At 33.7% G+C, this 25,849-nt stretch carries 21 protein-coding genes and 1 tRNA gene; 12 read left to right on the plus strand and 10 right to left on the minus strand.

Going from position 1 to position 25,849, the window contains the following annotated elements:
• The first annotated feature begins 36 nt into the window (after positions 1–36).
• The 8 genes from BLT84_RS07085 (at position 37) to BLT84_RS07120 (ending at position 8,542) form a co-directional block, all read left to right on the plus strand.
• Positions 37–1,236: an FtsW/RodA/SpoVE family cell cycle protein gene (locus BLT84_RS07085; RefSeq protein ID WP_034889444.1), complete on the plus strand. Its 1,200-nt coding sequence runs from the start codon at positions 37–39 to the stop codon at positions 1,234–1,236.
• On the plus strand, positions 1,233–2,330 hold the full coding sequence (gene murG, locus BLT84_RS07090; RefSeq protein WP_091263798.1) for an undecaprenyldiphospho-muramoylpentapeptide beta-N-acetylglucosaminyltransferase: 1,098 nt from the start codon (positions 1,233–1,235) through the stop codon (positions 2,328–2,330). Before BLT84_RS07085 ends, murG begins: the two co-directional genes overlap by 4 nt.
• Before the next feature lie 32 nt (positions 2,331–2,362).
• The gene (murC, locus tag BLT84_RS07095; protein WP_091263800.1) at positions 2,363–3,712 is read left to right on the plus strand and encodes a UDP-N-acetylmuramate--L-alanine ligase; all 1,350 of its coding nucleotides are present in this window, start codon (positions 2,363–2,365) and stop codon (positions 3,710–3,712) included.
• A complete protein-coding gene (locus BLT84_RS07100; protein ID WP_091263802.1) occupies positions 3,709–4,425 on the plus strand; it encodes a cell division protein FtsQ/DivIB in 717 nt (238 codons plus the stop codon). The genes murC and BLT84_RS07100 overlap by 4 nt, the downstream gene beginning before the upstream one ends.
• 3 nt (positions 4,426–4,428) lie before the next feature.
• Positions 4,429–5,805: a cell division protein FtsA gene (gene ftsA, locus BLT84_RS07105; RefSeq protein ID WP_091263804.1), complete on the plus strand. Its 1,377-nt coding sequence runs from the start codon at positions 4,429–4,431 to the stop codon at positions 5,803–5,805.
• 29 nt (positions 5,806–5,834) lie between these two features.
• Complete coding sequence (ftsZ, locus tag BLT84_RS07110; protein ID WP_091263807.1) at positions 5,835–7,862, plus strand: cell division protein FtsZ; 2,028 nt, start codon at positions 5,835–5,837, stop codon at positions 7,860–7,862.
• A gap of 90 nt (positions 7,863–7,952) precedes the next feature.
• Positions 7,953–8,402 carry a GatB/YqeY domain-containing protein gene (locus BLT84_RS07115; protein ID WP_034889463.1) on the plus strand — a complete coding sequence of 150 codons (450 nt, stop codon included), beginning with the start codon at positions 7,953–7,955 and terminating at the stop codon, positions 8,400–8,402.
• 66 nt (positions 8,403–8,468) lie between these two features.
• A tRNA-Arg gene (locus BLT84_RS07120) sits at positions 8,469–8,542 on the plus strand.
• A 253-nt stretch (positions 8,543–8,795) separates the two neighbouring features.
• On the opposite strand, the gene BLT84_RS07125 is transcribed toward BLT84_RS07120, so the two are convergent.
• The 3 genes from BLT84_RS07125 to BLT84_RS07135 all read right to left on the minus strand — a co-directional run bounded on the left by BLT84_RS07125 (position 8,796) and on the right by BLT84_RS07135 (position 14,794).
• A complete protein-coding gene (locus BLT84_RS07125; protein WP_091263808.1) occupies positions 8,796–10,667 on the minus strand; it encodes a cystathionine beta-synthase in 1,872 nt (623 codons plus the stop codon).
• Between the two features lie 406 nt (positions 10,668–11,073).
• A complete protein-coding gene (locus BLT84_RS07130) occupies positions 11,074–14,064 on the minus strand; it encodes a histidine kinase (RefSeq protein ID WP_091263810.1) in 2,991 nt (996 codons plus the stop codon).
• Complete coding sequence (locus tag BLT84_RS07135) at positions 14,042–14,794, minus strand: LytR/AlgR family response regulator transcription factor (RefSeq protein ID WP_034889553.1); 753 nt, start codon at positions 14,792–14,794, stop codon at positions 14,042–14,044. The genes BLT84_RS07130 and BLT84_RS07135 overlap by 23 nt, the downstream gene beginning before the upstream one ends.
• A gap of 276 nt (positions 14,795–15,070) precedes the next feature.
• On the opposite strand from BLT84_RS07135, the gene BLT84_RS07140 reads away from it, so the two are divergent.
• On the plus strand, positions 15,071–15,748 hold the full coding sequence (locus BLT84_RS07140; RefSeq protein WP_091263812.1) for a class I SAM-dependent methyltransferase: 678 nt from the start codon (positions 15,071–15,073) through the stop codon (positions 15,746–15,748).
• A 70-nt stretch (positions 15,749–15,818) separates the two neighbouring features.
• Here the strand turns inward: BLT84_RS07140 and BLT84_RS07145 are convergent, their stop codons facing one another.
• The 5 genes from BLT84_RS07145 to BLT84_RS07165 all read right to left on the minus strand — a co-directional run bounded on the left by BLT84_RS07145 (position 15,819) and on the right by BLT84_RS07165 (position 20,471).
• On the minus strand, positions 15,819–16,565 hold the full coding sequence (locus BLT84_RS07145) for a carboxypeptidase-like regulatory domain-containing protein (protein ID WP_157717902.1): 747 nt from the start codon (positions 16,563–16,565) through the stop codon (positions 15,819–15,821).
• A gap of 289 nt (positions 16,566–16,854) precedes the next feature.
• Entirely contained in the window at positions 16,855–17,418 is a 564-nt protein-coding gene (locus BLT84_RS07150) for a carboxymuconolactone decarboxylase family protein (RefSeq protein WP_034889563.1), read from the minus strand.
• Positions 17,419–17,474: 56 nt separating this feature from the next.
• The gene (locus BLT84_RS07155) at positions 17,475–17,912 is read right to left on the minus strand and encodes a hypothetical protein (protein ID WP_091263817.1); all 438 of its coding nucleotides are present in this window, start codon (positions 17,910–17,912) and stop codon (positions 17,475–17,477) included.
• A gap of 51 nt (positions 17,913–17,963) precedes the next feature.
• Positions 17,964–18,527: a TetR/AcrR family transcriptional regulator gene (locus tag BLT84_RS07160; protein WP_091263819.1), complete on the minus strand. Its 564-nt coding sequence runs from the start codon at positions 18,525–18,527 to the stop codon at positions 17,964–17,966.
• Positions 18,528–18,626: 99 nt separating this feature from the next.
• Positions 18,627–20,471 carry a monovalent cation:proton antiporter-2 (CPA2) family protein gene (locus BLT84_RS07165; RefSeq protein ID WP_051931189.1) on the minus strand — a complete coding sequence of 615 codons (1,845 nt, stop codon included), beginning with the start codon at positions 20,469–20,471 and terminating at the stop codon, positions 18,627–18,629.
• A gap of 607 nt (positions 20,472–21,078) precedes the next feature.
• Between BLT84_RS07165 and BLT84_RS07170 the strand changes: the two genes are divergently transcribed.
• The 3 genes from BLT84_RS07170 to BLT84_RS07180 all read left to right on the plus strand — a co-directional run bounded on the left by BLT84_RS07170 (position 21,079) and on the right by BLT84_RS07180 (position 24,102).
• On the plus strand, positions 21,079–21,732 hold the full coding sequence (locus BLT84_RS07170) for a DUF2461 domain-containing protein (RefSeq protein ID WP_091263822.1): 654 nt from the start codon (positions 21,079–21,081) through the stop codon (positions 21,730–21,732).
• Between the two features lie 215 nt (positions 21,733–21,947).
• A complete protein-coding gene (locus BLT84_RS07175) occupies positions 21,948–22,322 on the plus strand; it encodes a hypothetical protein (RefSeq protein WP_091263824.1) in 375 nt (124 codons plus the stop codon).
• Between the two features lie 367 nt (positions 22,323–22,689).
• Positions 22,690–24,102, plus strand: a complete 1,413-nt coding sequence (locus BLT84_RS07180) for an MBL fold metallo-hydrolase (protein ID WP_091263826.1) — start codon at positions 22,690–22,692, stop codon at positions 24,100–24,102.
• 70 nt (positions 24,103–24,172) lie between these two features.
• Here BLT84_RS07180 and BLT84_RS07185 read toward each other — a convergent pair whose 3' ends face one another.
• A complete protein-coding gene (locus BLT84_RS07185; RefSeq protein ID WP_231929516.1) occupies positions 24,173–25,153 on the minus strand; it encodes a YpdA family putative bacillithiol disulfide reductase in 981 nt (326 codons plus the stop codon).
• Positions 25,137–25,802 carry a ribulose-phosphate 3-epimerase gene (gene rpe / locus BLT84_RS07190; protein ID WP_034889579.1) on the minus strand — a complete coding sequence of 222 codons (666 nt, stop codon included), beginning with the start codon at positions 25,800–25,802 and terminating at the stop codon, positions 25,137–25,139. The genes BLT84_RS07185 and rpe overlap by 17 nt, the downstream gene beginning before the upstream one ends.
• Positions 25,803–25,849 lie beyond the last annotated feature (47 nt).

A 25,849-nucleotide genomic window follows, 5' to 3' on the forward strand; every position in this document is an offset into this window, starting at 1 on the left:
CAATATTAAGAATGACCTACGGGTTTAAAGATTAAAATGAACAACATCTTTTCAAATATTAAAGGAGATAAAGTTATTTGGGCCATCACCGGACTGTTGGCAATATTTTCATTTATTCCGGTGTATAGCGCAAGTAGTAATATTGCTTATTTGTATGGTGATGGGAGTACATTTAGTTATCTAATTGTTCATTTTTTTCATCTGTTGTTAGGTTTTTGTTTATTGTTTGCTATTCATAAGATTCCATATCATTACTTTAAAGGCTTGTCCATTTTAATGTTACCGGTAATTATATTGCTCTTACTTTATACCATTGCTCAGGGAACCACCATAGATGGTGCTTATGCTAGTAGATGGATACAAATACCTGTACTGGGAGTTACATTTCAAACATCTACTATGGCATCTGTAGTGTTAATGATTTACGTAGCCAGATATTTATCAAGAATAAAAGACAAGACCGTTACATTTAAGGAGTCTATTTTACCTCTTTGGATGCCGGTGTTTCTAGTATTGGCGCTTATTCTTCCGGCTAACTTTTCTACTACGGCAATTATTTTTACAATGGTGCTCATGTTGGTATTTCTAGGAGGATATCCTTTAAGATATATAGGGGTTATTATTGGAGCAGGAATTTTAGTGTTCAGTTTGTTTATTCTTACAGCAAAAGCATTTCCGGGTCTTCTTCCAAATAGGATAGATACATGGACAAGCAGAATTGAGAATTTTGCCAGTGATGAAGATACAGATGCAGATTATCAGATAGAAAAAGCTAAAATAGCAATTGCTAGAGGCGGTATTGCTGGAACCGGTATTGGAAAAAGTGTTCAAAGAAATTTTCTGCCGCAATCTTCTTCAGATTTTATCTATGCTATAATTGTTGAAGAAATGGGCCTAATAGGAGGCTTTCTGGTAATGTTAGCTTATTTGTTCCTGTTGTTTAGAATTGTAATTGTTGCCACTAAGGCAAATTCTGTTTTTGGGCAATTGGTTGTGATGGGAGTAGGTTTGCCTATAGTTTTTCAGGCATTGGTAAATATGGCAGTTGCTACAGAATTGTTTCCGGTTACTGGGCAAACCTTGCCTTTAATAAGTAATGGTGGTTCTTCTATTTGGATGACGTGTATGGCGTTGGGAATAGTGCTAAGTGTAAGCGCTAAGCGTGAAGAGGAGAAAATGACAGAAGATAGCATAGATGAAGAGAATCCGTTAGATATTTTAAGCGAAGCGATATGAGAGATCAGTTAAGAGTTATAATATCTGGAGGAGGGACAGGAGGACATATTTATCCTGCAATTTCTATTGCAGATGAGATACGAAGACGTCACCCAAATGCAGAGATCTTATTTGTAGGAGCACAGGATAGAATGGAAATGGTTAAAGTACCGGATGCCGGATATAGAATTGAAGGTTTATGGATCTCCGGACTTGACAGGCAGCAATTACTTAAGAATCTTGATTTTCCATTTAAGCTTATAAGCAGCTTATGGAAAGCTGGAAAAATTATAAAAAAATTTAAGCCAGATGTAGTAATTGGAACTGGTGGATTTGCCAGCGGACCTTTACTAAAAATGGCTAATATCAAGAAGATTCCAACTCTAATACAAGAGCAGAACTCATATCCTGGTATTACCAATAAATTATTAGGCAAAGATGCTTCAGTTATTTGTACCGCCTATGATAATCTAGAGCGATTCTTCCCTTCAGATAAAATAGTGAAAACAGGAAATCCTGTTAGGCAAGATATTATAGATGTTTCTACTAAAAGAGAAGAGGCTTTAAATTTTTTCGGTCTTCAAAAAAATAAAAAAACCTTACTAGTTCTTGGAGGTAGTTTAGGGGCAAGAAGGATCAATCAATTAATGGAAGCATTTAAAGATTGGTTAGTAGAAAAAGATCTTCAGATCATCTGGCAAACGGGTTCACTATATAATGAGGAATATAAAAAGTTAGATTCAGAATTTGTGCATACCCATGCCTATCTAAATAGAATGGATCTGGCTTACGCTGCCGCAGATATTATTATTTCTAGAGCTGGAGCGGGAAGTGTATCAGAATTGTGTCTGGTTGGAAAACCGGTGCTTTTTATTCCATCTCCAAATGTAGCCGAAAATCATCAGGCTAAAAACGCATTGGCTGTGGCTAATAAAAATGCAGCTTTGGTTCTTGATGAACAAGATCTAGCAAAAAGATTTGAAGAAACAATATCCATCTTATTAGATTCAGAAGAAGTAAGAATGGAGTTTTCAGAAAATATAAAGCAATTGGCACTGCCTTTAGCAACATCTGCCATTGTAAATGAAATTGAAAAATTAAAAATCATTAAATAGCTCTTTTGCAAATTGCTGAAAGAAATATATATATGGATCAATTCAAAGACATACAAAATCTATATTTTATCGGGGTCGGCGGTATAGGAATGAGCGCTTTGGCGAGATATTTCAATTCGTTAGGTAAGAAAGTTGCCGGTTATGATAAAACTTCTTCAGCGCTAACAAGAACTTTGGAAGCAGAAGGAATAGAGGTGAATTATGAAGATGAGTTAGATGCCATCCCAGAAGTGTTTAAAGATGTAAAACGGTCTTTGATAGTATATACTCCTGCAATTCCAAAAAACCATGAGCAGTATAATTATTTTCTCAAAGAACATTATCTTATAAAGAAAAGAGCGGTGGTGTTAGGGATGATCACTAAGGGTGTATTTACTCTAGCAGTTGCAGGAACTCATGGAAAGACTACTACAACAGCAATTTTAGCTCATTTACTAAAAGAAACAGGTGCTAAAGTTACCGCTTTCTTAGGTGGAATTAGTGAAGACATTCAGAGTAATATTATTTTGAACGGTCATGAAGTTATGGTGGTAGAAGCTGATGAGTTTGATAGGTCTTTTCTTAACCTATCTCCAAACATTGCGGCTATAACCTCTATGGATGCAGATCATTTGGATATTTATGGAAATGCCGAGCAACTTACAAACTCTTTTCTAGAGTTTGCAGCTCTAGTGCCAGAAGATGGAAAATTATTTTTTGTAAATGGATTACCTCTAACAGGAACCACTCTTGGTATAGAAGATGATTCAGATTATAGAGCTATTAATGTTAAAGTGGAGAACGGTGCATATCATTTTGATATGCATACTCCAACACAAGTTATAAAAGATTTAAAATGCAATCTACCCGGCAAACATAATTTGCAGAATGCTATAACAGCTCTGGCAATGGCGCTTCAATTTGGAACCCCACCCAATGAGTTATCCAGAGCTTTATATACTTTTAACGGGGTTAGACGAAGATTTACCTATAGAATTAATACGGAAGAGCTTGTTCTAATTGATGATTATGCACATCATCCATCAGAAATAGCTGCAGTGTATCAGGCAGTTAGAGAAATGCATGCAGGGAAAAAAGTCTTAGCTATTTTTCAGCCTCATCTTTTTTCCAGAACTAGAGATTTTGCTGAGGATTTTGCTAATAGTCTTAGTAAATTTGATGCTGTTAGATTAATGGATATTTATCCGGCGAGGGAGTTGCCTATGGAGGGAATTACTTCAAAATGGCTGTTGGAAAAGATCGAGAATAGGAATAAAGCTATGATCTCTAAAGATGAACTTTTGGAAGAGATCAAAAATACAGATTGTGAAGTAGTGGTAATGATGGGTGCAGGTAATATTGGAGAAGCAATATTAGAAGTTGAAAAATCTTTGAAAAAATGAAGATTAATTTTAACTACATAAAAGCAATATTGGTTTTAGCACTCGTTGTGTTCTTGTACGGATTTGCAGAGAAGCGAAATAATACAAGAAAACTAAAGGAAGTTGAGGTGAAATTCACTCAAAATGAGAACTTGTATATCACTGAGACAGCGGTTAATAAATTGTTAATACAAAATAGGTTAGCGCTTACGGGGGAAGGTAAAGAAACTTTAGATTTGAATAAGATGGAGACTGTTTTAAATAGTCAACCTATGATCGAGAATGCTGAGGTATTCTTAACATTGGATGGGACCCTAAAAACGAACATCCAACAAAGAAAACCTATAGGTAGAGTGCTTGGTAATAGTACATATTATATTGATAGGCTGGGAGCTAAGATGCCATTGTCTTCTTACTATTCTGCCAGGGTACCAATATTAAATGACATTAGTGATAATAGCATTGAAGAGGTGTATCCACTGTTAAAATATATAAGTGAAGATCCTTTTTATAGTGAACTTGTTACACAAATTAGCAGAGAGAACGGCGGTTTGTACAAATTAGAGTTAAGAAGGATAGATTTTAGTCTTTTCTTTGGGTCTGTAGACAGGGTAGAAGAAAAGATGAATAATTTCAAAGCTTTTTATAAGAAAGCTTTAAAAGATGATAAATTAAGTACTTACAAAATGGTGGACCTTCAATTTGGAAATCAGGTGGTGTGCACTAAAAAATAAGTTATGGAAGAGAACGATATTGCAGTAGGACTGGATATAGGAACCACAAAGATTGTGGCAATGATTGGGCGTAAGAATGAATATGGTAAGATGGAGATCATTGGGATTGGGAAATCCAAAAGTATGGGAGTTCATCGAGGGGTTGTAAATAATATTACTCAAACCATTCAATCTATTCAGCAGGCAATTCAGGAAGCAGAAGCAGATTCTGGATTAAAGATAAAAGAAGTAGTGGTTGGAATTGCCGGCCAGCATATTAGAAGCTTACAACACAGCGATTATATTACACGTCCAAATCCAGATGAGGTAATAGATTCTAGTGATATAGCAACGCTATGTAATCAGGTTCATAAATTGGTGATGCTTCCCGGAGAAGAGATCATTCATGTATTACCTCAAGAATTTAAGGTAGATGGGCAAGCAGAGATCAAGGAACCTATAGGAATGTATGGTGGAAGATTAGAAGCTAACTTTCATGTAGTAGTTGGGCAGGTTTCTTCTATCAGAAATATTGGTAGATGTGTGAAAAGCGCCGGGTTGGAGCTTTCTGCAGTAACCTTAGAGCCTTTGGCGTCTGCAAATGCAGTATTAAGTCAGGAAGAAAAAGAAGCCGGAGTTGCACTTATAGATATAGGAGGTGGAACTACAGATCTTGCCATTTTTAAAGATGGTATTATTAGACATACGGCGGTGATTCCTTTTGGAGGAAATGTGATTACCGAAGATATTAAGGAAGGTTGTTCTATTATAGAAAAGCAGGCAGAGTTATTGAAGATCAAATTTGGATCTGCTTGGCCTGGAGAAAATAAAGATAATGAGATTGTTTCTATTCCTGGATTAAGAGGAAGAGAACCTAAAGAGATCACTCTAAAGAATCTTTCTAAAATTATTCATGCCAGAGTGGTAGAGATCATTGAGCAGGTGTATTTAGAGATCAAGAATTATGGTCATGAAGAGCAAAAGAAAAAACTAATTGCAGGAATGGTGCTTACCGGTGGAGGAGCACAGTTAAAACATTTAAAGCAGTTAGCAGAATATATTACCGGTATGGATACTAGAATTGGATATCCTAATGAGCATTTAGCCGGAAATAGTGATAAAGAAACAACCAGCCCCTTATACGCAACCGCAGTGGGATTGGTATTGAATAGTTTAGAACAAAAGAATGCCAAATTTCAAGAGCAGGTAAGATTTACCGAGCCAGAGAAAGTAAATGAGGACTTAACGCCTACTTCAGAAAAATTCAAGACTGAAAATTCAAATTTAGAAGATGATTATGAAGAAGAGGAAATACAGGAGAGCAGTGCAAGAGCAGCGAAGAAAAGTATTTTTGATAAGTGGGCAGAGAAGTTTAAAGATTTTTTAGATAACGCAGAGTAAGAATATATAGAACCAGTAAAATAGGATTTATGAGCAGTACAGAATTCGAAAATATCGCATTCGATTTACCTAAAAACCAATCGAACGTCATCAAGGTTATTGGTGTTGGAGGTGGTGGAAGTAACGCGATCAATCACATGTTCATGCAAGGAATAAAAGGGGTTGATTTTGTTATTTGTAACACGGATTCCCAGGCCTTGGAAAACAGCACGGTTCCCAATAAAATTCAGTTAGGTGTAAGCCTTACAGAAGGATTAGGGGCTGGAGCAAACCCAGATGTAGGAGAGCAAGCCGCAATAGAGAGCTTTGAGGAGATTAAGCGCATGCTAGATACCAATACAAAAATGGTATTTATCACTGCCGGAATGGGTGGAGGTACTGGAACTGGTGCTGCTCCAATAATAGCCAAGCAAGCCAAAGAAATGGATATACTTACCGTAGGTATTGTAACCATTCCTTTTCAGTTTGAAGGTAAAATGAGAAATGAACAAGCTCAAAGAGGAGTTGAAAAACTAAGAGCGCAAGTAGATTCTCTTATCGTTATTAATAATAATAAGCTTAGAGAAGTCTATGGAAATCTTGGTTTTAAAGCCGGTTTCTCTAAAGCTGATGAAGTATTAGCAACGGCATCTCGTGGTATTGCAGAGGTAATTACACATCACTACACTCAAAACATCGATTTACGTGATGCTAAAACCGTACTTAGTAATAGTGGTACTGCTATAATGGGATCTGCTACAGCTGCTGGGGCTAGTAGAGCAAATGATGCTATTACCAAAGCGCTGGATTCTCCGTTATTAAATGATAATAAAATTAAAGGTGCCAAAAACGTTTTACTGCTTATTGTTTCTGGTGGCGAAGAGATCACTATCGATGAGATAGGAGAGATCAATGATCATATTCAGGCAGAAGCCGGACACAGCGCTAACATCATTATGGGAGTTGGTGAGGATGAAAGTCTGGAAGATGCTATTGCGGTGACTATTATTGCTACTGGTTTTAATGTAGAGCAACAAAATGAGATCGTTAATACAGAAACTAAAAAGATAATTCATACGCTAGAAGACGAGCAAAGAGCTGAACATAACTTTGGTCAGAAAAGATTTGATGCTGGACATGGATTTGCACAGGAAAAGAAAGAAGTAGTTGCTCCAAAAATAGTACATACGCTAGATGAGGAAGAGGATTTCGAGATTCAGGAAATAAAGCAAGAGGTGAAGAAGGAAGTAAGAGAAGATCTTAGAACTCCTCCTAGTGCAAGAATTATGAACGTGGAGTACGAGGAAGTTAATTATCATTCTGAAGAAGATTTTATAATTACAGATTCTCAAGAAGAGGAAGTAGATGAAGATTTTCAATCTACTATGGGGGATACTTCAAAAGATGAAGATCAATTTATGTTCACATTCGACTTTCCAATAAATAATGGAAAAGAAGAACAAAGAATTCCGGATAGAAATCAATCTTCTCCATCTTCAGAAAATAGAAGACAAGAAAATCCGCAGTCACCACAAGCACCCAAGACACCTCAGAATAATAGAATTGTACATTCATTAAATGAGGATACAAAAAAGATGGAAGTTAATGAGCCTATAGAAATTATTCCTGTTACAGAAAGTTCTGCTACCGGAGTAAAAAGATATAGCTTAGATGACTATATGGAGGTTGAGCAAATGCTTAAAAAATCCAAACCGGCTCCTAGAAAGGTAGAAGAAGAAGAGGTAGTTTTTGAGAAGAAGACCATAGCGCCGCAACCTTCACAAAATCCATCTAGAGGTAATGAATTAGACCCTTTTGATAATCCTATTTCTGAATCTTTAATAGAACGTGCAGCAGAGAGAAGAGCTAAAATGAAGGAGTTCAATTACAAGTTTAGAAGTAATGCTGCTCAAATAGATGAAATAGAAAAGCAACCAGCTTACAAACGCGCAGGAGTTGATCTAGACAGTTCCAGACATGGAGAAGAAAAGTTGTCTCGTACCACTTTAGGGAATGGTGATAATGATGAACTTCGCTTTAGAAGTAACAATTCTTTTTTGCACGATAATGTAGACTAATAACATATCTGCCCAGCAGAAAACCCAAAATTCCCTTACCGAATTTTGGGTTTTTATTTTTATCTTCGTCCCATAATTAAAATCAAAGAAATGAGTTTACAAGAGCGTATAATGACCGAGATGAAAGCCGCAATGCGTGCTAAAGACAGCCTTAAATTAGAAGCATTACGAGCAATAAAGGGAGGTATCTTGTTAGCTCAGACAGAAAGCGGATCTAAGGAAGCTATAACGGAAGATGCAGAATTAAAATTGCTTCAGAAACTAGTTAAGCAACGTAAAGACAGCGCCGTAATCTATAAAGAACAAGGCAGAGAAGATCTTGCGCAACCAGAATTAGACCAAGCAGCTGTTATTGAAGAATTTTTACCGGAACAACTAAGTGTTGTAGAGGTAGAAGCTAAAGTGGATGCTATTATTGCTGAAACCGGTGCAGAAGGGATGAAAGATATGGGGAAAGTTATGGGTGCTGCTTCGCAAGAACTTGCGGGAAAAGCAGATGGAAAAACCATTTCTATGATCGTAAAGCAGAAATTAAGCTAACTATCTAAATAAATTACCAATTAGTAATTATAGCATTAATAATATCTTATAATTTCTAATTGAAAAGGCTCCGTGGCGCAACTGAATAGCGCATCAGATTTCGGCTCTGAGGGTTGCAGGTTTGAATCCTGCCGGGGTCACTAATAAATGGAACGTCCTAATTGCAAACGAGTCTACTCGAATTTGTGATTAGGACGTTCTGTTTTCAAACCGAAGCTTTTAGGATTCCCGCAGCAAATCCTTCGTGACTTTCGCAGTTTTGATAAATCAAATCTTCAAACCGAATTTACTGGAATTTGAAATTAAAAAAATCCGTAGAGTACTATAAAGTTCTCTACGAATTTTTTTAATTTTTACTTTAAAGGAAAATGTTTCCTTTGAAAGTATGTAAGGCTAGATCTGATCTACAAATTTCTTAAAAACTTTTTTATGAAGTTCCAGATCAAGATCTGGAGAAACAGAAACACGAGCTATGTAATCTTTGTCACCTTCTTTTGTTGTTCCCTGAGTAGAGGTTGCTGGTATCGTCCAGTAACAACCTTTTAATTGACCATAGCTTACACAATACTTACTCTCGCTTGGAATTTCAGTAATCATTAAATTGATCAACTTCAGGTTTAGTTCTCTTTTATACGCTTCCTTTTCTTCTGCATTAGCCCCTTTTGTAGGAAGGTCTAGTGAAAATACCGAAGGTGTAAATCCTTCTGCTGCTAATTCTTCTGAAACAAAATTGATCTTGGCTTCCGGTAATGTTTCTTTAATAAAATTTACAAACTCTCGAGTATTCTTATAGGCGTCAAAAATCCTTTTATTCATTGACGGCAGCTGTTTAGCTAATATTTTATACTGAAGATCGGTAGCTTCGTTATCACATATACTAAGATGTAATGCTATTTTCTCCATCAATGCATCTATTTTATCATTTCCAACACAATACCCAGCGGTACATTGGCCACCACTAGGAAATTTAGAACCACTAGCATAGGAGATTGTTCTCACGGTAGATAAAATTTCACCTTCTCCTAAAAAGTGAAGATTAGGACAAAATGTTTGATCTAATATAAAAACCGGATCTATGGCAGTATCACCATTTGATGTTTTACGAACCGCGCTTAAGGCTTCTTTCAATTTCTGAAGATCTGGAACCTCTACTCTTGGATTTGTAGGTATTTCTGCAATAATATAAGGTACTGCATCTTCTTTAGCTACTGTATCTAAAATGGTATTTATACTTTGTACCATCTCATTATCTCCGTCTACCGGCAAATCTACCACTTCCACATTCTCAAGACAAGCTGCCACTCTTCTTGCCTGATCATTGGTGCCACCATAGCAGTTTGGCGGAACTATGAATTTTACAGCCTTTCCGGGGTGATTTATGTAAGCATCGTGAACAAGACCCATCATAATAGCATATTGAATAGAGAGTCCGCTAGAAGCTACAATAGGATCTAAATTAGTTCCTGTAATGACTTTTATAGATTTTAAAACACTGTTTTTATCTGCTTCATCTATATTTTTAAATTCTAAAGTTGAATGTGCTACCATCGCTTTAAGTGCGGTGAATGAATCTGCTGGAGTCATTGCTATGGTCTCTCTCCTTCTTACATGTTGAATGTCGGAAATATAATCTTCATTTTCTTCTCCGTTAACAATCATCACGCTTCCCAAAGAAGTATGAAAATTAACTAAGAAATCCATTCCTAAAGATTTAGATACTAATTCTGTATCTATATTTCCAACTTCTTTTTGTTCTGAAAGGTATATGGTAGTAGCTTCGGAGTTAAGCTTACTCAAATTTGGAATTTCTTTTATGCCTTCTATCTTCTGAAGATCGAACTTATAGTCATATATATTCTGTACTATTTCAGCATTAAAATGTAAGGGAAGATCTCCAGAATAGAAAATCTGAGTTTTTTTACGCTCCAAAGAATTTTTTCTAAGAATAGCTAGAATAGGCGTTGTTCTTGAAGAAAAACTAATTACATTATCTGCTTTGATATTGTTTAATTTTGCAATGCTCCATTCTAATAATGAGGATAAAGGATGTCCCAATCTTATATAATCATAAGCAGTAGGTAATATCTTTAGAGCTGCGGTGCTAGAATCGTTGCTATGGTATAAAGTTTCAAACTGATCTAAAAATTGAATTTTAGCCATTTTTTCATCATAAATATCTAATCGATGCGTTGTTAGATTCAACCAGTCTTTTGGCATATTTTCTAATACATCTTCTATATACTTCAATATTTTATCTTCTTTCATAATTTGATGCTTTGATAGCGGATAATATACATTAATTAGGATTTTTTAGACGTAATACTAACTAATTTCTTGCATAGTGAAATAGACTTTACTTATGCTTGAGACATTTAAAATAAATAACAGAAAGAAATCTTTATTACATGCAGACTGTAACGTGCTGAATATATTGAAATAACAAGGATAGAAATAGAAAACCACTATCAACAAATAGTTTCTAGTGGTTTTGTAATTAAATTTTAGAGATATCGCATATACTATTGCATACAAGAAAATATTAAATCCCTACATAAAATATATCCTTCAGTAGCAATGGTAACTAAAATAGTAGCAGCCACCTCTAATTTTTTGTAAATCTATAACTTTAGAGAAGTATAAAATTAGTCATTTAGTAAACGTGCTAGATTTCTTAGTAATCGTTAGGCTTAAGTTGCAGAGTAACAATAGTACCAGAACTTTGCTTTGAATTAATTTTTACTGCCGTATCGGTATCATAGCCCAACAATGATAATCGCTCTTTTACCAAAATAATTCCTTTGGAGACATGCAATTTATTATCTGAGATCTTCGAGATCCCAATCCCATTATCTTTAATTTTACATTCCAACGTCTTGTCGGGCAGTAATTTAAAAGACACTTTTAATGTAGGTTCAGAAATACTAGGGGGGAAGGCATGAATAAAAACATTCTCTACAAACGTTTGAAGTAGCATAGTTGGAATTTTTACATCATATACATCTATCTTGGAATCTACCGCTATATTTACATGGATCTTATTATTGAATCTTGTATTTTCAACCCGCATATATAGCTGAAGGTACTCTATTTCTTCTACCAGTAAGATGCATTGCTTAGTGCAATGATCTAAGTTTAACCTAATTAGTTTGGCAAAATCTCCCAGAAAGCTTGTAGCATTGTCTATATCTCTGTCTACGATGTAACTTTGTATTGAATTCATAGCGTTGAATATGAAATGGGGATTCATTTGCGCTAATAGTGCTTCCATCTTAGTTTCTTCCAAACGCTTTTGGATCATACTTTTTTGCTCTTCAAAATTTTTATTTTGTCTAATTTGAATTTTGTATAAGGTATATACCATCATAGAAATTATTGCGAAGATCAAAAACATAAACCACCATGTTTTCCAAAATGGTGGTTGTATTGCTAATTTAATTAAAGACTGAGTATAACTTAAACCTGTGCTTCTATCTAATACTCTTACTGTAATGTTGTAGTCTTTGGTGGGTAAGAATGGTAAGAAAATTTCTGGTTTAGATGATGGCGGACTCCAGTCCTCCTGTTCAGTTAATCTATATTGATAGGTTAATTTATGAGGGTAAGGATGAGCATTGGTACTAAATTTTAAGAGAATAGTGTTTTCGTTATAAGACAATACTATTTGCTCCTTTTGATTTTTCTCTTTAAAATTAAATTTGCGATTATTAATTAATACCTTTTTTAACCATATTTCATCTATTAACGATCTTAAAGTATTTACACTCTTTAGATCTATACTATAATATCCATTATCACTACCAACAAATAAATTATCATCAAATATAGTTGCGCTTAACAGTGGCTGCTGTAATCCTTGCTCTTCATCTAAAAAGATAAACTTGTTATTTTTATAAATTGTTATTCCCTTTTCGGTGCCTATTATCAACGCTCTATTATGACCTTTCAGAAATGAGATAGAATTACCAAGGATCTTTGCTCGAGGTATTTTCCTTAACAGTTGAAAAGTATCTTCATCATTTATAATAAAAACATCTCCGAATTCATTCGAAACTGCTAGATCATTTTCGATTGAAGTAATATGTTTTAATTTTTTTTCGTTCCATATATTTTCTTTAAAAAAAGACTTGAATTTGTTGTTCTCCCAACTATAAAGACCTGAAAAGATGGATATGAGATAGGTTTTACTAGCTTGCTGAAAACTATTTACCACCATGGTGGGCGTATTAGAATCTGCTGGATTATAATAAGTGTTTTCTAATTTGTCTAGATCATTAAATATCCTAAGTCCGCCATATGGGTTTGTTTCTATGAGATCTCCTTTTGTCGTAAAGTTGATCTCTTCGGAATGTAAGGGAAGGTATTTTGCAAGATCTCCGGCAGGTGTAATAGCAAATATTCCAATATTTGTGTTAAGCCAGAATTTATTGGCAGAGACCTTAATATCATAAAAATTAATTGCTTCTGCTCTAATATTGTAATCTAATTCGTAAAAATCGTCTTGATGTTTTGGTAATGGAATCCTAGTAGTACGAATGTAATTCTCTTGCCATTCTTTAAATTGGGAAAGTGATATAGTTAGCTCTTTTTCCTCCTTAGATAGAATAAGATCTTTATTTGATAATATTGCGGTTGTACTGTCAGTTTTGGCAAAGCCAAGGATTCGATGTTCTGGAAGACTATGAAATTTAATTTTATTGTTCAATTTTATCTCATAGTAGCCGGAATCTTTGGTTCCAATAAATAATTTATCAAATTTTTTACTGTAAGCTAAAGAAATAATCTGATTGCTTGAGACACTAAAATCTGAAGCTCTAGATACCATTTTATGGTTTATAATTTCATAGATCCCTCCATTACTATCATATATCCCCCAAGCGGCAGCAAAAATTTTATTATCCTTGGTCTTAACATAATCCCATATAATAGATTCTCCAACTTTTATTTTTGGATTGGGGCTATTACTTAAGTATTCAGAGATTTTGCCCTTTGTGTAAAAGCCCTTATTGCTACTGTAGATACTATCATTATTCTTTAAAATGGAATAATTATACTTATGGTTATTTACCTTAATTAATTTTTTTTGTTCATTCTCTGTAACAATTTTAAAGACGCCGGAATTGTAGGTGATCACAAACAACTCATTTTGATATTCCAAGAAATCCTGCACTCTAAATAGCGTAGTAGATGTTGCTGGTTTTAAAGATGATATTTTGAGAGTGTTTACATCAATAATCGAAACACCATCACTGGTACCTACCAACATAGAATTTCTATAAGAATATAGCTTAGTGATCTCGTTATTTACTAAGCCATCTTGCTCTGAGATCACTTTAAATTCTGTTCCGTTGTAAATGCTAATTCCCTCCCCGTAACTACCAAACCAGAGCCTATATTTTTTATCTTCAGCTATGGCCCAACAACTATTTAGCGCTAAACCATCTTCTACAAAAAAATTAGTAAAAATATCATTCTCTTTTTTTACCAACCCATTCTCAGTACCAATCCAAAGAACGTCTTTACTATCTATAAATAATGACCTAACGGTGTTGTTTGGTAATTCATTTGCCGCTGTATAATTTTTACTGGGAAAATTTTGCGCTACAGCAATTTGAACCCATAATAATAAGAGTGGGAGAAGTTTAATTATTCTGAAGTATTGCATTTATAAAATCTTCTTCTTTTCTAAAAGAAACCGGAAGTTTCTCCCCATTGGTTAATTCTACCTCTTTGTTTGCTTTGTGGTATCTAACCAAGTAATTCATATTGATTACATAGGATTTATGTATTCTTTTAAATGAAGTATCCGGAAGGATCTCCTCTACATATTTTAATGTTTTAGTTACGGTCTTACTTATGCCATCTATCTTTTTAATAAACGTATAATTGCTTTCTGCTTTACAATATAAGATTTGATTGGCATGAATAAGCTCATAACCCTCATTAGTAGGAAACGCTAATTTGCTAACATTCTGGTCATTCACATTTAAATTTTCTAGTAACAGTGCCAGCTTCTTTTGTGCAAAGCTTCCTTGATTCTTATCTTCAAATCTTTTGATAGCCGGGGCAAGATCTACATGATTAATAGGTTTTAATAAATAATCCAGAGCACTCCGTTTGATAGCTTTTATAGCGAATTGATTATAGGCAGTAATAAAAATGACCTGAAATTTTATAACCTCAAAATATTTGAAAAGCTCAAATCCATTCTTTTCCGGCATTTGAATATCTAAAAATACTAGCTCCGGTTCATGATCTTTTATTGCTATCACACCTTCATCTACAGAATTGCATTTCTGTACTATATTAAACTTATTTGGGAAGTACCTTTCCAGGGTTTTTTCAAGTAAACTTTGAGCGTTAAGTTCATCGTCTATAATAACTGCTTTTATCATAAAATAAAACTACTAATAAATCCTGAATTAGTCTCTTTTTAACTCTCAAAGCTTATAGATAGTAGCTATTTTTGATATTTTCAGAGATTCAAAATATCTTATTTTTGGAAAAATATTAGAATTCAAGTTAGTGGTTTATTACTTTGATCACATTGTATATCTAAAAATAATACATCAGCCACTAATTTGTATTTTGAAACAACATTTTCAAGAGGTGTATAACTATATTGATAATGGATAATTTTATAATATTGGCAGGTAATCCAATATTCTTTTATGAAACAGAGAACAGATAATCCTAAGAAAGAAAAGAAAGCTTGGCCTACTAAAGATGCTATGGCACAGATCTATGAGAAGAATCTTTGGGGTTCTAATCAATCTGAATTCTATTCTGGGTTAGGATCTCACGATCCTGAAATTATAAATCCATATTTAGAAGTAGTAAGCTCTTTTCTATCAACTTTTAATCCTCGATTAACAGTTTGTGATCTGGGTTGTGGCGATTTTAATGTTGGTAGTAAGTTAATTGATTTTACTAAAAAATATTATGCGATAGATATAGTAGAATCTCTAATTGAATACAATAAAACAAGGTTTAAGGAAGAAGATCTAAAATTTTTATGTTTAGATATTGCGGAAGATAGTTTGCCGGTAGCAGATTGTGTTATAGTAAGACAGGTTTTGCAACATCTGTCTAATGCTGAGGTGGCGCGTGTTGTGAAAAAATTAATAGATTTTAAATATGTTATTTTAACAGAACACCTTCCCGATAAAAATTTTGAGCCCAATATGGATATAATTTCCGGGCAGGGAACACGGTTGAAAAAGAATAGTGGCATTAATTTGTTGGCTTCGCCTTTCAACTTAGAAGTTTATAGGCAAAGAGAACTATTGTCGGTTAGATCTCCAAATTTTAAAGGCTTCATAGTAACAACTTTATATCAGCTTTACTGAGTACTATTTTAGTGCTTATTAAATGAGAAATATTTAAAAATCATCAGGTTTTTGTGAAAGCGTGGAATAATTATTCATCATCCTGTTTAAATTTTAACCAGGTTTCAAGAAGAAAAATTTCTATCCTTCCTTTGTTATTAGAATCAATGATTTCTTGAACATTTTCTTCTTCAGCAGCTAGATAGATTAGTCTTCCTATTTGTTTTTCGGATAAGCCAATAGCGTTCTGTAAAAAATCACGATGTCCTTCTAAGATGCCAATGTTTTTTATTTTTCGTTCTAGTTTAATGTTCTTTTTTAATTGTTTTGTTCTACCATTAATAGCATTTAGAATTGGATCTACCTCCAACGAACCGCCTAGAAGCCCAAGAAGATGTATCCATTTGAAATCTCCTGCGGTTTCTAGTCTTCTTTCATATTGTGTATAGGATCTTATCTCTTTAAGTATTATGCCAAGACTTACTGCATTTATTTTAGAAACATCAGTAATATTAACTTCTTCTAATTGATTAGTAATATTTGTCATACTTATAATGAGGTTGTTATTCTCGATATTTTTAGCATCCACAAATTCAATGTGATCTTTCATTCCTATATGGGAGAAAATAAGAGTATCTCCCAATTTGGTGAGAAGAGAGAATTCTCCATTCATATCTGTGATTAAAGATCTGCCGGTAGATATATTTTTGAGATATACATTCTCCAGAATACTAAGATTATTCAGCACTCGGCCATCTAGCATAGTTCGTTCCTGCGCATTTGTACATAGCGTAAAAAAGCAAACACAAAGTGCATAAAAAATTTTTGATTTTCCCATTTTTGGTTTGCAGACTAAAGTTTTTCTGAATTAGAACTACATCAGAATTTCTTGTAGCCCAATATACTATTTAATACAAATGGTAATTATATGAAATTTATATAATATTGCTAGATATTGTGATGGCTTATTAAGGAGAAGAAGATTATACTGAAGGTATCTAGTTTAAAATGTATAACAAATTCATAATCATTATTAATACAGATATAATAGAAAAAAACCTTCCAAAATAGTGGAAGGTTTTTTCATTTTTAAATAGAATAATTTAAAGTAGTTAAGATATAACCTCTTATTTACTCCATGCATATGGTTGAAATCCTTTATCTAAAGGAGTTTGAGCTACACGATTAGTATAGTTGCTTATCACCTTTTGAGACAATCCAAGAATAATTTCTAATAAGTGTCTCTGATTATATCCTGCAGCGTAGAATGCATCTATTTCTTCTTGAGAAATATTACCTCGGTTTCTAGTTAAGGATAAAGTTGCGTTGTGTAGCGCTTGAAGCTTATCTGATGGTAACTCTGTTCTATTTCTTAGAGCGTCAGATATTGCATCATCTACTTTCATTGCTTTTGAAATACCTGTATGTGCAGGTACACAGTAATGGCATTCGTGTTCTACATTTATAGTTTGCCATACAACGGTAAGTTCGTCATTATTGAATGATGAATTTACAAATAGCTCATGCAGGTTTTGGTAAGCTTCTAATAATTCTGGAGCTTCTGCCAATACACCATGTAAATTTGGAACATAGCCATAAGCTTTTTGGGATTTTTCCAGTAAAGACTTACTCTTCTCCGGAGCGGTTTCTAAAGTGTGAACTTTTAAATTTTCATTTTTTGAAGTACTCATAATTGTAAATATTTGAATTAATTATTATTATTGTTAAATCTTCTTTTTTTAGCCTTCTAGTAATCCCAGTTATTAGCGAGATTTACCATATACTGATTAACCGTTGCTTTTTTGAATTTCTTGTAAAGTGAATCTGTTTGACGTTGAGAGAAGTAGGCGGTAAGCCCAGGGTTTCTATTAGTAAGATTCATATTAAATTCAGAGGAATTCGCAGATTTTTTCGCTGTTCTTCTAAGAAGTTTGGTTAGGTCTGCTTTAGAGAAACTCTCCTCTCCAATAGGGTAATTAACATTTGATTCTTTAGCAGATCTAAGAAAAGATCTATAGCTAAAATTTTTTTCTGATAAGACATCAGCGGTATAGCTTATTGTTGTGTTATCAACAGATAAAGCTTGTTCTTCCGATCTTAGATTTTCATAGCTTCTATAGTCCATTTGTGCAGTGGTAGAAATTGAATATAAAATCAAGGTGAGCGTTATATATAAATTTTTCATGACTGTGATTTTATAACTAACCAAACGGTTAGTTTGTGATTAAAAAAAATGTTATAGGTCTTTAAAGACATTTTCAATATAATTCTCTAGTTGTTTATTTGTAAAGATTCGTGTAGCAGAAGACAAACCAAACATTGCTATTGTTAGAAAATCAGCTTGCTGCTCTATTACAGAGGTGTTTTCATTTTCTTCAACTTTTAAAGTATTGAGAAATAGCTGTTTTACTTCATCCATAAAGTCAGTTAAGACTTGTTTAATATTTTCATCTGCATCGGTCCCTATTTCATTCGCGGTATTTGTTACTAAACAACCTTTACCAAACTCGGTCTCTCTGGTGAACTCAATAAAATCGTAAAAATATTGTTTGATTCCTGCAACTCCACTTGGAGCATCCTTTAGCTTTAGGAGTATAAGATTTAATTTTTGTTTATAGCATTTTAAGCTTTCCAAGAAAACACCATTTTTACTTCCAAAGCTAGAGTATATAGAAAACTTATTGATGCCCATTTCTTTTTCCAGCATATGCATAGAAGTAGTTTCATACCCATTGCGCCAGAAAAGGTTCATAGCCTTTTCAATAACTTCTTCTTCTATATATTCTTTTTTTCTAGCCATATTTCTAATTACAGTACAAAGCTAAACGATTAGTTAGTAATGGCAAAACATTTTAGATAAATTTAATACTTAACCTGTATAACCTAAAATATATTGCTGTTATTTGATGATCTCACTACTTCCTATTTTAAGATCTTCTACCAATAATTTTTCTTGTTGTGCGATCTCTTCTCTAGCTTGGAATATATATTTTTTGTCGTCTTTAGGGGTAGCAGCTAGTCTTTTAAGACTTTCAGTATCTAATTTTATAAACTTATCTGCTTGTTCTTTGGTTGCACCAGCATCAAAACCCATATAGAACAAAAGATCGCTAGCCATTTTTACAGAGGTGTCTAGAGATTCTCTGTAAATATCATCTATTCCTATATTATGTAACTTATATGCATCGTCTCTATTTCTAGCGCGAACCATGAGTTTAAGATCTGGGTATTTACTCTTTAATTTTTTCATTAAACCGGGTGTTAGATCTGGGTTGTCTAAAGCCGAAATAAGAAAATCTGCCTCTGCTATTCCTGCAGATTCTAGAAGATCTAATCTGGATACATCTCCATAGTAAACCTCGAATCCCATTTTTCTTAGAAAATCTACTCTGTTAGAATTTTGCTCAATTACCGTAGTTTTTACTCCGTGTGCCCTAAGAAACCTACCTATGGTACTTCCAAAGTGTCCGAAGCCTAATAAAATTACCTTATGTTTCTGCTCTATAGAATCCATAGGTCTCTTAATAGATTCTATGGTTCCAATTTTAGGGAGCACTAATCGTTCATTAATAATCCAAAGAATAGGTGTAAGTGTCATGGTAAGCGCCGTAACTACTAATAAAATATCCATTTGATCTTGGTTAAAAATATTAAGCTGAAACGCAAAGGATATCAACACAAAAGCAAATTCTCCAATTTGCGCCAATCCTACAGTTAGTAATAATCTTTGGTCTAATTTCAATTTAAATATTAAGCCAACAATATATAGAATGCTTGCCTTTACTACTATTACCCCGATTACCAACGCAGCAATTAATAATGGTTCTTCTGCAATTACTCTAAAATTGATGGAAGCGCCTACGGCCATAAAGAATAATCCTAAAAGCAGGCCTTTAAAAGGGTCTAAGGTGCTTTCCAGCTCATGCTTAAATTCACTAGTTGCAAGTACCACCCCGCCAAGGAAAGCTCCCAGAGCAGGACTCAACCCAACCAAACCCATAACATAAGATATACCTACAACTATTAATAAAGCTGCAGCTACCAGAAGTTCTCGAACTTCAGTTTTAGCAACCAATCTTAACATAGGAACAATTAAATATCTACCGGTAAATATTATCAGTACCACAGAAGATATAATAGATAATGCCTGCAATCCTATTGGTAGGTTGTCAAGAAGATTTTCATGCGCTTTGCTCGCATCTACAACGGGAGTATCTGCTGTAGATATTTCTGATAATAAAGGGAGTAATCCAAGCATTATAATGACTATAATATCCTGAAAAAGTAAGATTGAAAAAGAGGAAGCGCCGTAGGAAGTATTCATCAAACCCTTCTCTTTGTTAGTTTGCAATGTTATGGCAGTAGAAGAAAGCGCTACCGCCATGGCAATAGTGAGCGATATATGCCATTCTAGATTCAGAGCATAAAATATTAGATAGGTGAGGAGCATGGTACCAAAAACTTGAGTGAATCCCATCCCCAAGATTATCTTTCGCATCTTCCAAAAATTGCTAGGTTGAATCTCCAAACCTATAAGGAAAAGCATCATAACCACTCCAAATTCTGCAAATTCTAAAATGTCTTCTCCTTCGTGACCAATAAAACCAAAAATGTAGGGGCCAATAAGAATTCCAGCAAGTAGATATCCAATAACAGAACTTAATCCTAACTTTTTTACCAACGGAACACAAATAATAGCTGCGGCAAGAAAGACTATAGCTTCAAAAAGAATACTTCCACTCATTGGTTTTGTTTATATATAAATTGATGTATAAGAAGCTTTAAAGTTAATCAATATGATATATATCTGATACTCTAATAGCTAAAGCTCCTAAAGTCGGCTTAAGCAATTAAGAATTACATGAAACATAAAAAAGCTTATCTAATTTACAACTACCAAATTTTTTTTCTAATTGAAGAATTTGACTAAAAGGAGGTTATTGAAAGAACAAGGAACCATTGAGATGTACCTTGGAAAAGTTCAGGAAAGTGTGTGCAATATTTAAAAGAAAAATACCAGCCTAAGAGTTGCAAATAGTCCCTACCCAATTTGCAGCTTCTTATTGACTGGCATTTTATAGCTTTTTTAGGTATCTAAAATAGTATCCTGGATATCTATTTTTATTCTCCTTCAAATGTAGTATTTCTCTTACTTCTAATTTTACGGTTTTCCGTACAATGAAGATATTTTCATTAAAATTTAATATGTGCAATTTTCTTTTCTAGCTGGTAGATCACTAATGAGGAATGTTTATGATAACACAAAGATCTCTAAAACTGCTAATTTACTATCTTTAACGTACGTTCGTTTAAAAAATGAACAGATCATAAATCCTTAAATAATGTCGAAAATGAGTTTTAAAGATATGTTCGATTTTCTCAATCGATTAGAAAATAATAATCATAAAGAATGGATGGATGAGCATAGGAATGAATATCACCAGATTCGAGATTGGTATATAGAATGGCTTAATAAGCTAGATATTAAACTTTCTATGGTAGATTCAAATTATACACATACTACGGGGAAACAGGCAATTAATAGAATTAATAATAATCTGCTTTTTCATCCTAATAAACCGGTATACAAAGATCATTTTGGAGCTGCGTTAGATAAAACAAAAGGTTTGGGAGATTTTTATATTCACTTAGGTATTCATGGCAGTTTTGTTGCGGGTGGAATTCACAATCCTAAAAATGATATTTTAAAAAGTATAAGAGGAGCATTGGATTATGATGGTGAAGAATTTGTGAAGATCTTAAACAAACCTTCCTTTAAAAGGAACTTTGGCGCAATGATGGAAAGCGATATGCTTAAAACTGCTCCCAAAGGATATTCACAAGATCATAGATTCATAGATCTTATGAGATATAAAAGCTTTTCCATAAAATATGATTTGGATCCTCAGGAAATCATGGCATCTAACTTTCAAGATAAGCTTATTGATATATATCAAGAAATGCTCCCTTTTAGAAGATATCTGAATCATGCACTTACGGTTTAGAAAAGTTTGCTCTAATTGACTCTCGTATAGTTAGATGACTATTACTTGAAATTCAATATTTTTAGTGTAAATGCTATTTTGATAGAGTTATTGAATGCTTTTTATAGAATTTTTTGATATATTTATGTTAATGCGTTAAACCTATTCTAATTTTGAATTCTCGTTGAGTGGTTTTTTTAATTTTACCCTTGTTAATTTGAAAAAATAAATTCATCATGGTAGCATACTATAATCAAAGACAGATAAAGACCGAAATGAAAGCTCTTATTCAGGATTATCTGAAATCCTGCTCTAACTGTGAAGAATTGCCGGCAGATTTAGTTGATCTTATAAAACATAATTTTTTAGCTAAATATGTATCTTATAATTCTGAACTTCATTCTATAGAAATTGGAGTGGAAGTATCAGATAAACCATCTTCTCTAATTAGTTATCCTCAAATAAAAGTGTATCAATTTCCAATAGATGATAAAAAAAATAAATGGCTGAAAAAGTCACTAAAAACTTCTAAAACAGATCTTGCGTTCTACGGAAGACTTCTAAATAAAAGAAGTACCATATATAAAAATGCAGATGTAGTAGTAATGTAATTATTAATAATCTCAGATATTAAAAAGCAGCTTAAATTTTAAGCTGCTTTTTTTATTTGCTTCTATTAGTTTGTATCACTCCCATATTTAACTAAAATTTTCCGCATATCTCTACATACATGATTTTAGTCAGTATCATAAATAGTCTTTCTTTTTAGATTTGAATCATGCTTCATTTTTCAATTATTATTATAGCTATTAAGATAGAAATGAAGCAATCTTAGATCTATTAAATATTTTAAAACTGTTGGCTTTGGTAACATCTGTTACTGTATAACTGCAGATCTAAGCATAATTTTGAATTATAAATCTTGCATTCGCAGCTGAGCAAATAATCTTTAAGCGATTGCATAAAAACTTAATTATTATGAAAGTAGAACAGATTTACACAGGATGTTTAGCGCATGCAGCATATTATATTGAAAGTAATGGTGAGGCTGCTATTTTCGATCCTTTAAGAGAAGTAGAACCTTATTTAGAGCGAGCTAAAAGTGATAAGGCAATAATAAAGTATGTTTTTGAAACCCATTTTCATGCAGATTTTGTAAGTGGGCATTTAGATTTACAGAAAAAAGCAGGAGCAGAGATCGTATTTGGTCCCGGTGCTGCTCCTGCTTATAAAGCAACTATTGCAAAGGATGGAGAAATTTTCTCGGTTGGAAAGTACAAGGTAAAAGTTATTCATACTCCCGGACATACCATGGAGAGTACCACTTATTTGCTTATAGACGAAAATGATAAAGAACATGGAATTATAACCGGAGATACTTTGTTTATAGGAGATGTAGGTAGGCCAGATCTTGCTCAACATGTTGTTTCAGATCTTACGGAGGAGAAGTTAGCCGGACATCTCTTTGATTCTTTACGTAATAAGATCATGCCTTTAAGCGATGATCTTATAGTTTATCCAAATCATGGTGCGGGTTCTGCTTGTGGTAAAATGATGAGTAAAGAGACTAAAGACACTTTAGGGAACCAAAAGAAATTTAATTACGCATTACGCCCAGATATGACTAAGGAGGAATTTATTAAAGAGCTTCTTACCGGTCTTACAGCACCTCCCGTATATTTTCCTCAAAATGTTCTCTTGAATATTAAAGGATATGAAAGTCTAGACAAAGTTAGAGAGCGTGCTAACATTCCATTATCCACACAAGATTTTGAAGCCGTAGCTAATGAATCTGGTGCGCTAATGTTGGATACAAGAGATGCTGAGGTTTTTGCTAAAGGATTTGTGCCGAATAGTATTAATATTGGACTAGATGGAAGTTTTGCACAATGGGTGGGAGAATTGATACCAGATGTAAAACAGCAAATTTTACTTATTACAGATCCGGGAAATCAGGAGGAAACCATAACAAGATTATCTCGTGTAGGGTATGATAATACTATTGGCTTTCTAAAAGGAGGGTTTGATGAATGGAAAAAGGATGGGAAACCTGTTAATTCTGTAAACCGTATAGATGCAACAGAATTTGCGGAACTAAATAAAGATAACTCGGTGACCTTTGATGTTCGTAAAAAGAGCGAATTCGATTCTGAACATCTCTTGGAGGCAGAGAATATTCCTCTAAATGAGATAAATAAGCATCTCTCAGAAATTCCAAAGGATAAGAAAGTTTATTTACATTGTGCCGGTGGATATAGAAGTATGATCGCATCCTCTATATTAAAGCAAAGAGGATGGGATAATATTACCGACATTCGAGGAGGGTTTAAAGCACTTGCAGAAACCAAGATTCCAAAATCTAAATATGTATGTCCTTCAACCTTATTATAATTTATATATAAATAAAAAAAAACGGTTCGAATATTTCGAACCGTTTTTTTTTTTTGTGCTATCATCAAGCTTAGTTGCTTTTAACAATATTATCTAAGATCATCTTAGCATGAATTCTGGAATTTTCTATGAACCATTTGTGAGTTTCCATACCGCCACAAATAACTCCGGCAAGATAAATACCAGGAACATTAGTTTCCATAGTATTCTCATCATATTCCGGAATTTTCCGCCCATCATCTGATAGATCTATACCAATATCTTTCAAAAATTTGAAATTCGGTCTATATCCGGTTAGTAAAAGCACAAAGTCATTTTCTATAGTTACATCCCCATCTTCCGTAGATATAATTACTTCATTTTCTTTAATATCTGAAAGCGATGAATTAAAATAAGCTTTAATACTTCCTTCTTCGATCCTATTTATAATATCGGGTCTAACCCAATATTTAACGCGGTTACCAATTTCTTCTTTTCTCACTATCATAGTAACATCTCCGCCTTTTCTATAAATCTCTAAAGCAGCATCTACAGCAGAGTTGCTAGCTCCAACAACTATTGTTTTTTGAGTAGCAAAATAATGCGGATCGTTGTAATAGTGATTTACTTTTGGTAGATTTTCTCCCGGAATGTTCAAATAATTTGGAATGTCATAAAAACCAGTTGCCACCACCACATTCTTAGCGGTATAGGCATTTTTACTTGTTTTAACAACATGGGCATCTTCATTTTTTGAATCTACAGCTATAACCGTCTCAAAAAGATGAATATTAAGAGAATTATTAGAGACAATTCTTCGGTAATATTCTAAGGCTTCTGCCCTTTTAGGTTTAGCATTGGTACTAATAAATGGGATATTGTCTAACTCTAACTTTTCTGAAGAAGAAAAGAAAGACATATTTGTAGGGTAGTGGTAGAGAGAATTTACAAGACATCCTTTCTCGATAATAAGATAGGAAAGTCCATTTTTTTCTGCCTCTAAGGCGCAGGCAATTCCTATAGGACCACCACCAATAATTATTATTTCGTACTCTTTAGTTTGAATTTGCAATTTCTTTAAGTCCTTTAATAGTTTCAAGTTGATCTTCCGCCTTAAAAACATAGCTTCCTGCTACTAATACATCTGCACCAGCTTTTGTAAGTCCAGCTGCATTTTTGTCTGTAACACCCCCATCAACTTCAATAAGTGTTTGCGCGCCCGCTTCTTCTATGATTTGCTTTAAGTGTTTTACCTTATTATAAGTATTTTCAATAAAACTCTGACCACCAAACCCCGGGTTAACGCTCATTACAAGAACTAAGTCGATATCTTTTATAATATCTTTCAAAAGATCTACATTGGTATGAGGATTAATGGCTACTCCAGCTTTCATGCCTTCAGCTTTTATTGCCTGAATAGTTCTATGTAGATGAGTGCAGGCCTCATAATGAACCGTAAGTATATCAGACCCTAACGCTGCAAACTCTTTAATGTATCTATCTGGATCTACGATCATTAAATGTACATCGATGGTTTTCTTAGCATGTTTTGCAATAGCCTTTAGAACAGGCATTCCGTAAGAAATGTTCGGGACAAAAACACCATCCATGATATCTATGTGAAACCAATCTGCCTCACTATTATTAATCATTTCTAGATCTCGTTGCAGATTCCCAAAATCTGCAGCTAAGACAGATGGTGCAATTAATTTTGTGCTCATAATTTTATGTTGTGTTGTTTCTGCGCACAAAAATAAGAAGAATAAAA

It is taken from the genome of Gillisia sp. Hel1_33_143, assembly GCF_900104765.1.
In the GTDB taxonomy this organism is placed as follows: Bacteria; Bacteroidota; Bacteroidia; order Flavobacteriales; family Flavobacteriaceae; genus Gillisia.

Excerpts from the sequence above, each read along its gene's own strand:
- BLT84_RS07085 (WP_034889444.1), top strand. The coding sequence starts at position 37 with ATGAACAACATCTTTTCAAATATTAAAGGAGATAAAGTTATTTGGGCC.
- murG (WP_091263798.1), top strand. The coding sequence starts at position 1,233 with ATGAGAGATCAGTTAAGAGTTATAATATCTGGAGGAGGGACAGGAGGA.
- murC (WP_091263800.1), top strand. The coding sequence starts at position 2,363 with ATGGATCAATTCAAAGACATACAAAATCTATATTTTATCGGGGTCGGC.
- BLT84_RS07100 (WP_091263802.1), top strand. The coding sequence starts at position 3,709 with ATGAAGATTAATTTTAACTACATAAAAGCAATATTGGTTTTAGCACTC.
- ftsA (WP_091263804.1), top strand. The coding sequence starts at position 4,429 with ATGGAAGAGAACGATATTGCAGTAGGACTGGATATAGGAACCACAAAG.
- ftsZ (WP_091263807.1), top strand. The coding sequence starts at position 5,835 with ATGAGCAGTACAGAATTCGAAAATATCGCATTCGATTTACCTAAAAAC.
- BLT84_RS07115 (WP_034889463.1), top strand. The coding sequence starts at position 7,953 with ATGAGTTTACAAGAGCGTATAATGACCGAGATGAAAGCCGCAATGCGT.
- BLT84_RS07125 (WP_091263808.1), bottom strand. The coding sequence starts at position 10,667 with ATGAAAGAAGATAAAATATTGAAGTATATAGAAGATGTATTAGAAAAT.
- BLT84_RS07130 (WP_091263810.1), bottom strand. The coding sequence starts at position 14,064 with ATGCAATACTTCAGAATAATTAAACTTCTCCCACTCTTATTATTATGG.
- BLT84_RS07135 (WP_034889553.1), bottom strand. The coding sequence starts at position 14,794 with ATGATAAAAGCAGTTATTATAGACGATGAACTTAACGCTCAAAGTTTA.
- BLT84_RS07140 (WP_091263812.1), top strand. The coding sequence starts at position 15,071 with ATGAAACAGAGAACAGATAATCCTAAGAAAGAAAAGAAAGCTTGGCCT.
- BLT84_RS07145 (WP_157717902.1), bottom strand. The coding sequence starts at position 16,565 with ATGGGAAAATCAAAAATTTTTTATGCACTTTGTGTTTGCTTTTTTACG.
- BLT84_RS07150 (WP_034889563.1), bottom strand. The coding sequence starts at position 17,418 with ATGAGTACTTCAAAAAATGAAAATTTAAAAGTTCACACTTTAGAAACC.
- BLT84_RS07155 (WP_091263817.1), bottom strand. The coding sequence starts at position 17,912 with ATGAAAAATTTATATATAACGCTCACCTTGATTTTATATTCAATTTCT.
- BLT84_RS07160 (WP_091263819.1), bottom strand. The coding sequence starts at position 18,527 with ATGGCTAGAAAAAAAGAATATATAGAAGAAGAAGTTATTGAAAAGGCT.
- BLT84_RS07165 (WP_051931189.1), bottom strand. The coding sequence starts at position 20,471 with ATGAGTGGAAGTATTCTTTTTGAAGCTATAGTCTTTCTTGCCGCAGCT.
- BLT84_RS07170 (WP_091263822.1), top strand. The coding sequence starts at position 21,079 with ATGAGTTTTAAAGATATGTTCGATTTTCTCAATCGATTAGAAAATAAT.
- BLT84_RS07175 (WP_091263824.1), top strand. The coding sequence starts at position 21,948 with ATGGTAGCATACTATAATCAAAGACAGATAAAGACCGAAATGAAAGCT.
- BLT84_RS07180 (WP_091263826.1), top strand. The coding sequence starts at position 22,690 with ATGAAAGTAGAACAGATTTACACAGGATGTTTAGCGCATGCAGCATAT.
- rpe (WP_034889579.1), bottom strand. The coding sequence starts at position 25,802 with ATGAGCACAAAATTAATTGCACCATCTGTCTTAGCTGCAGATTTTGGG.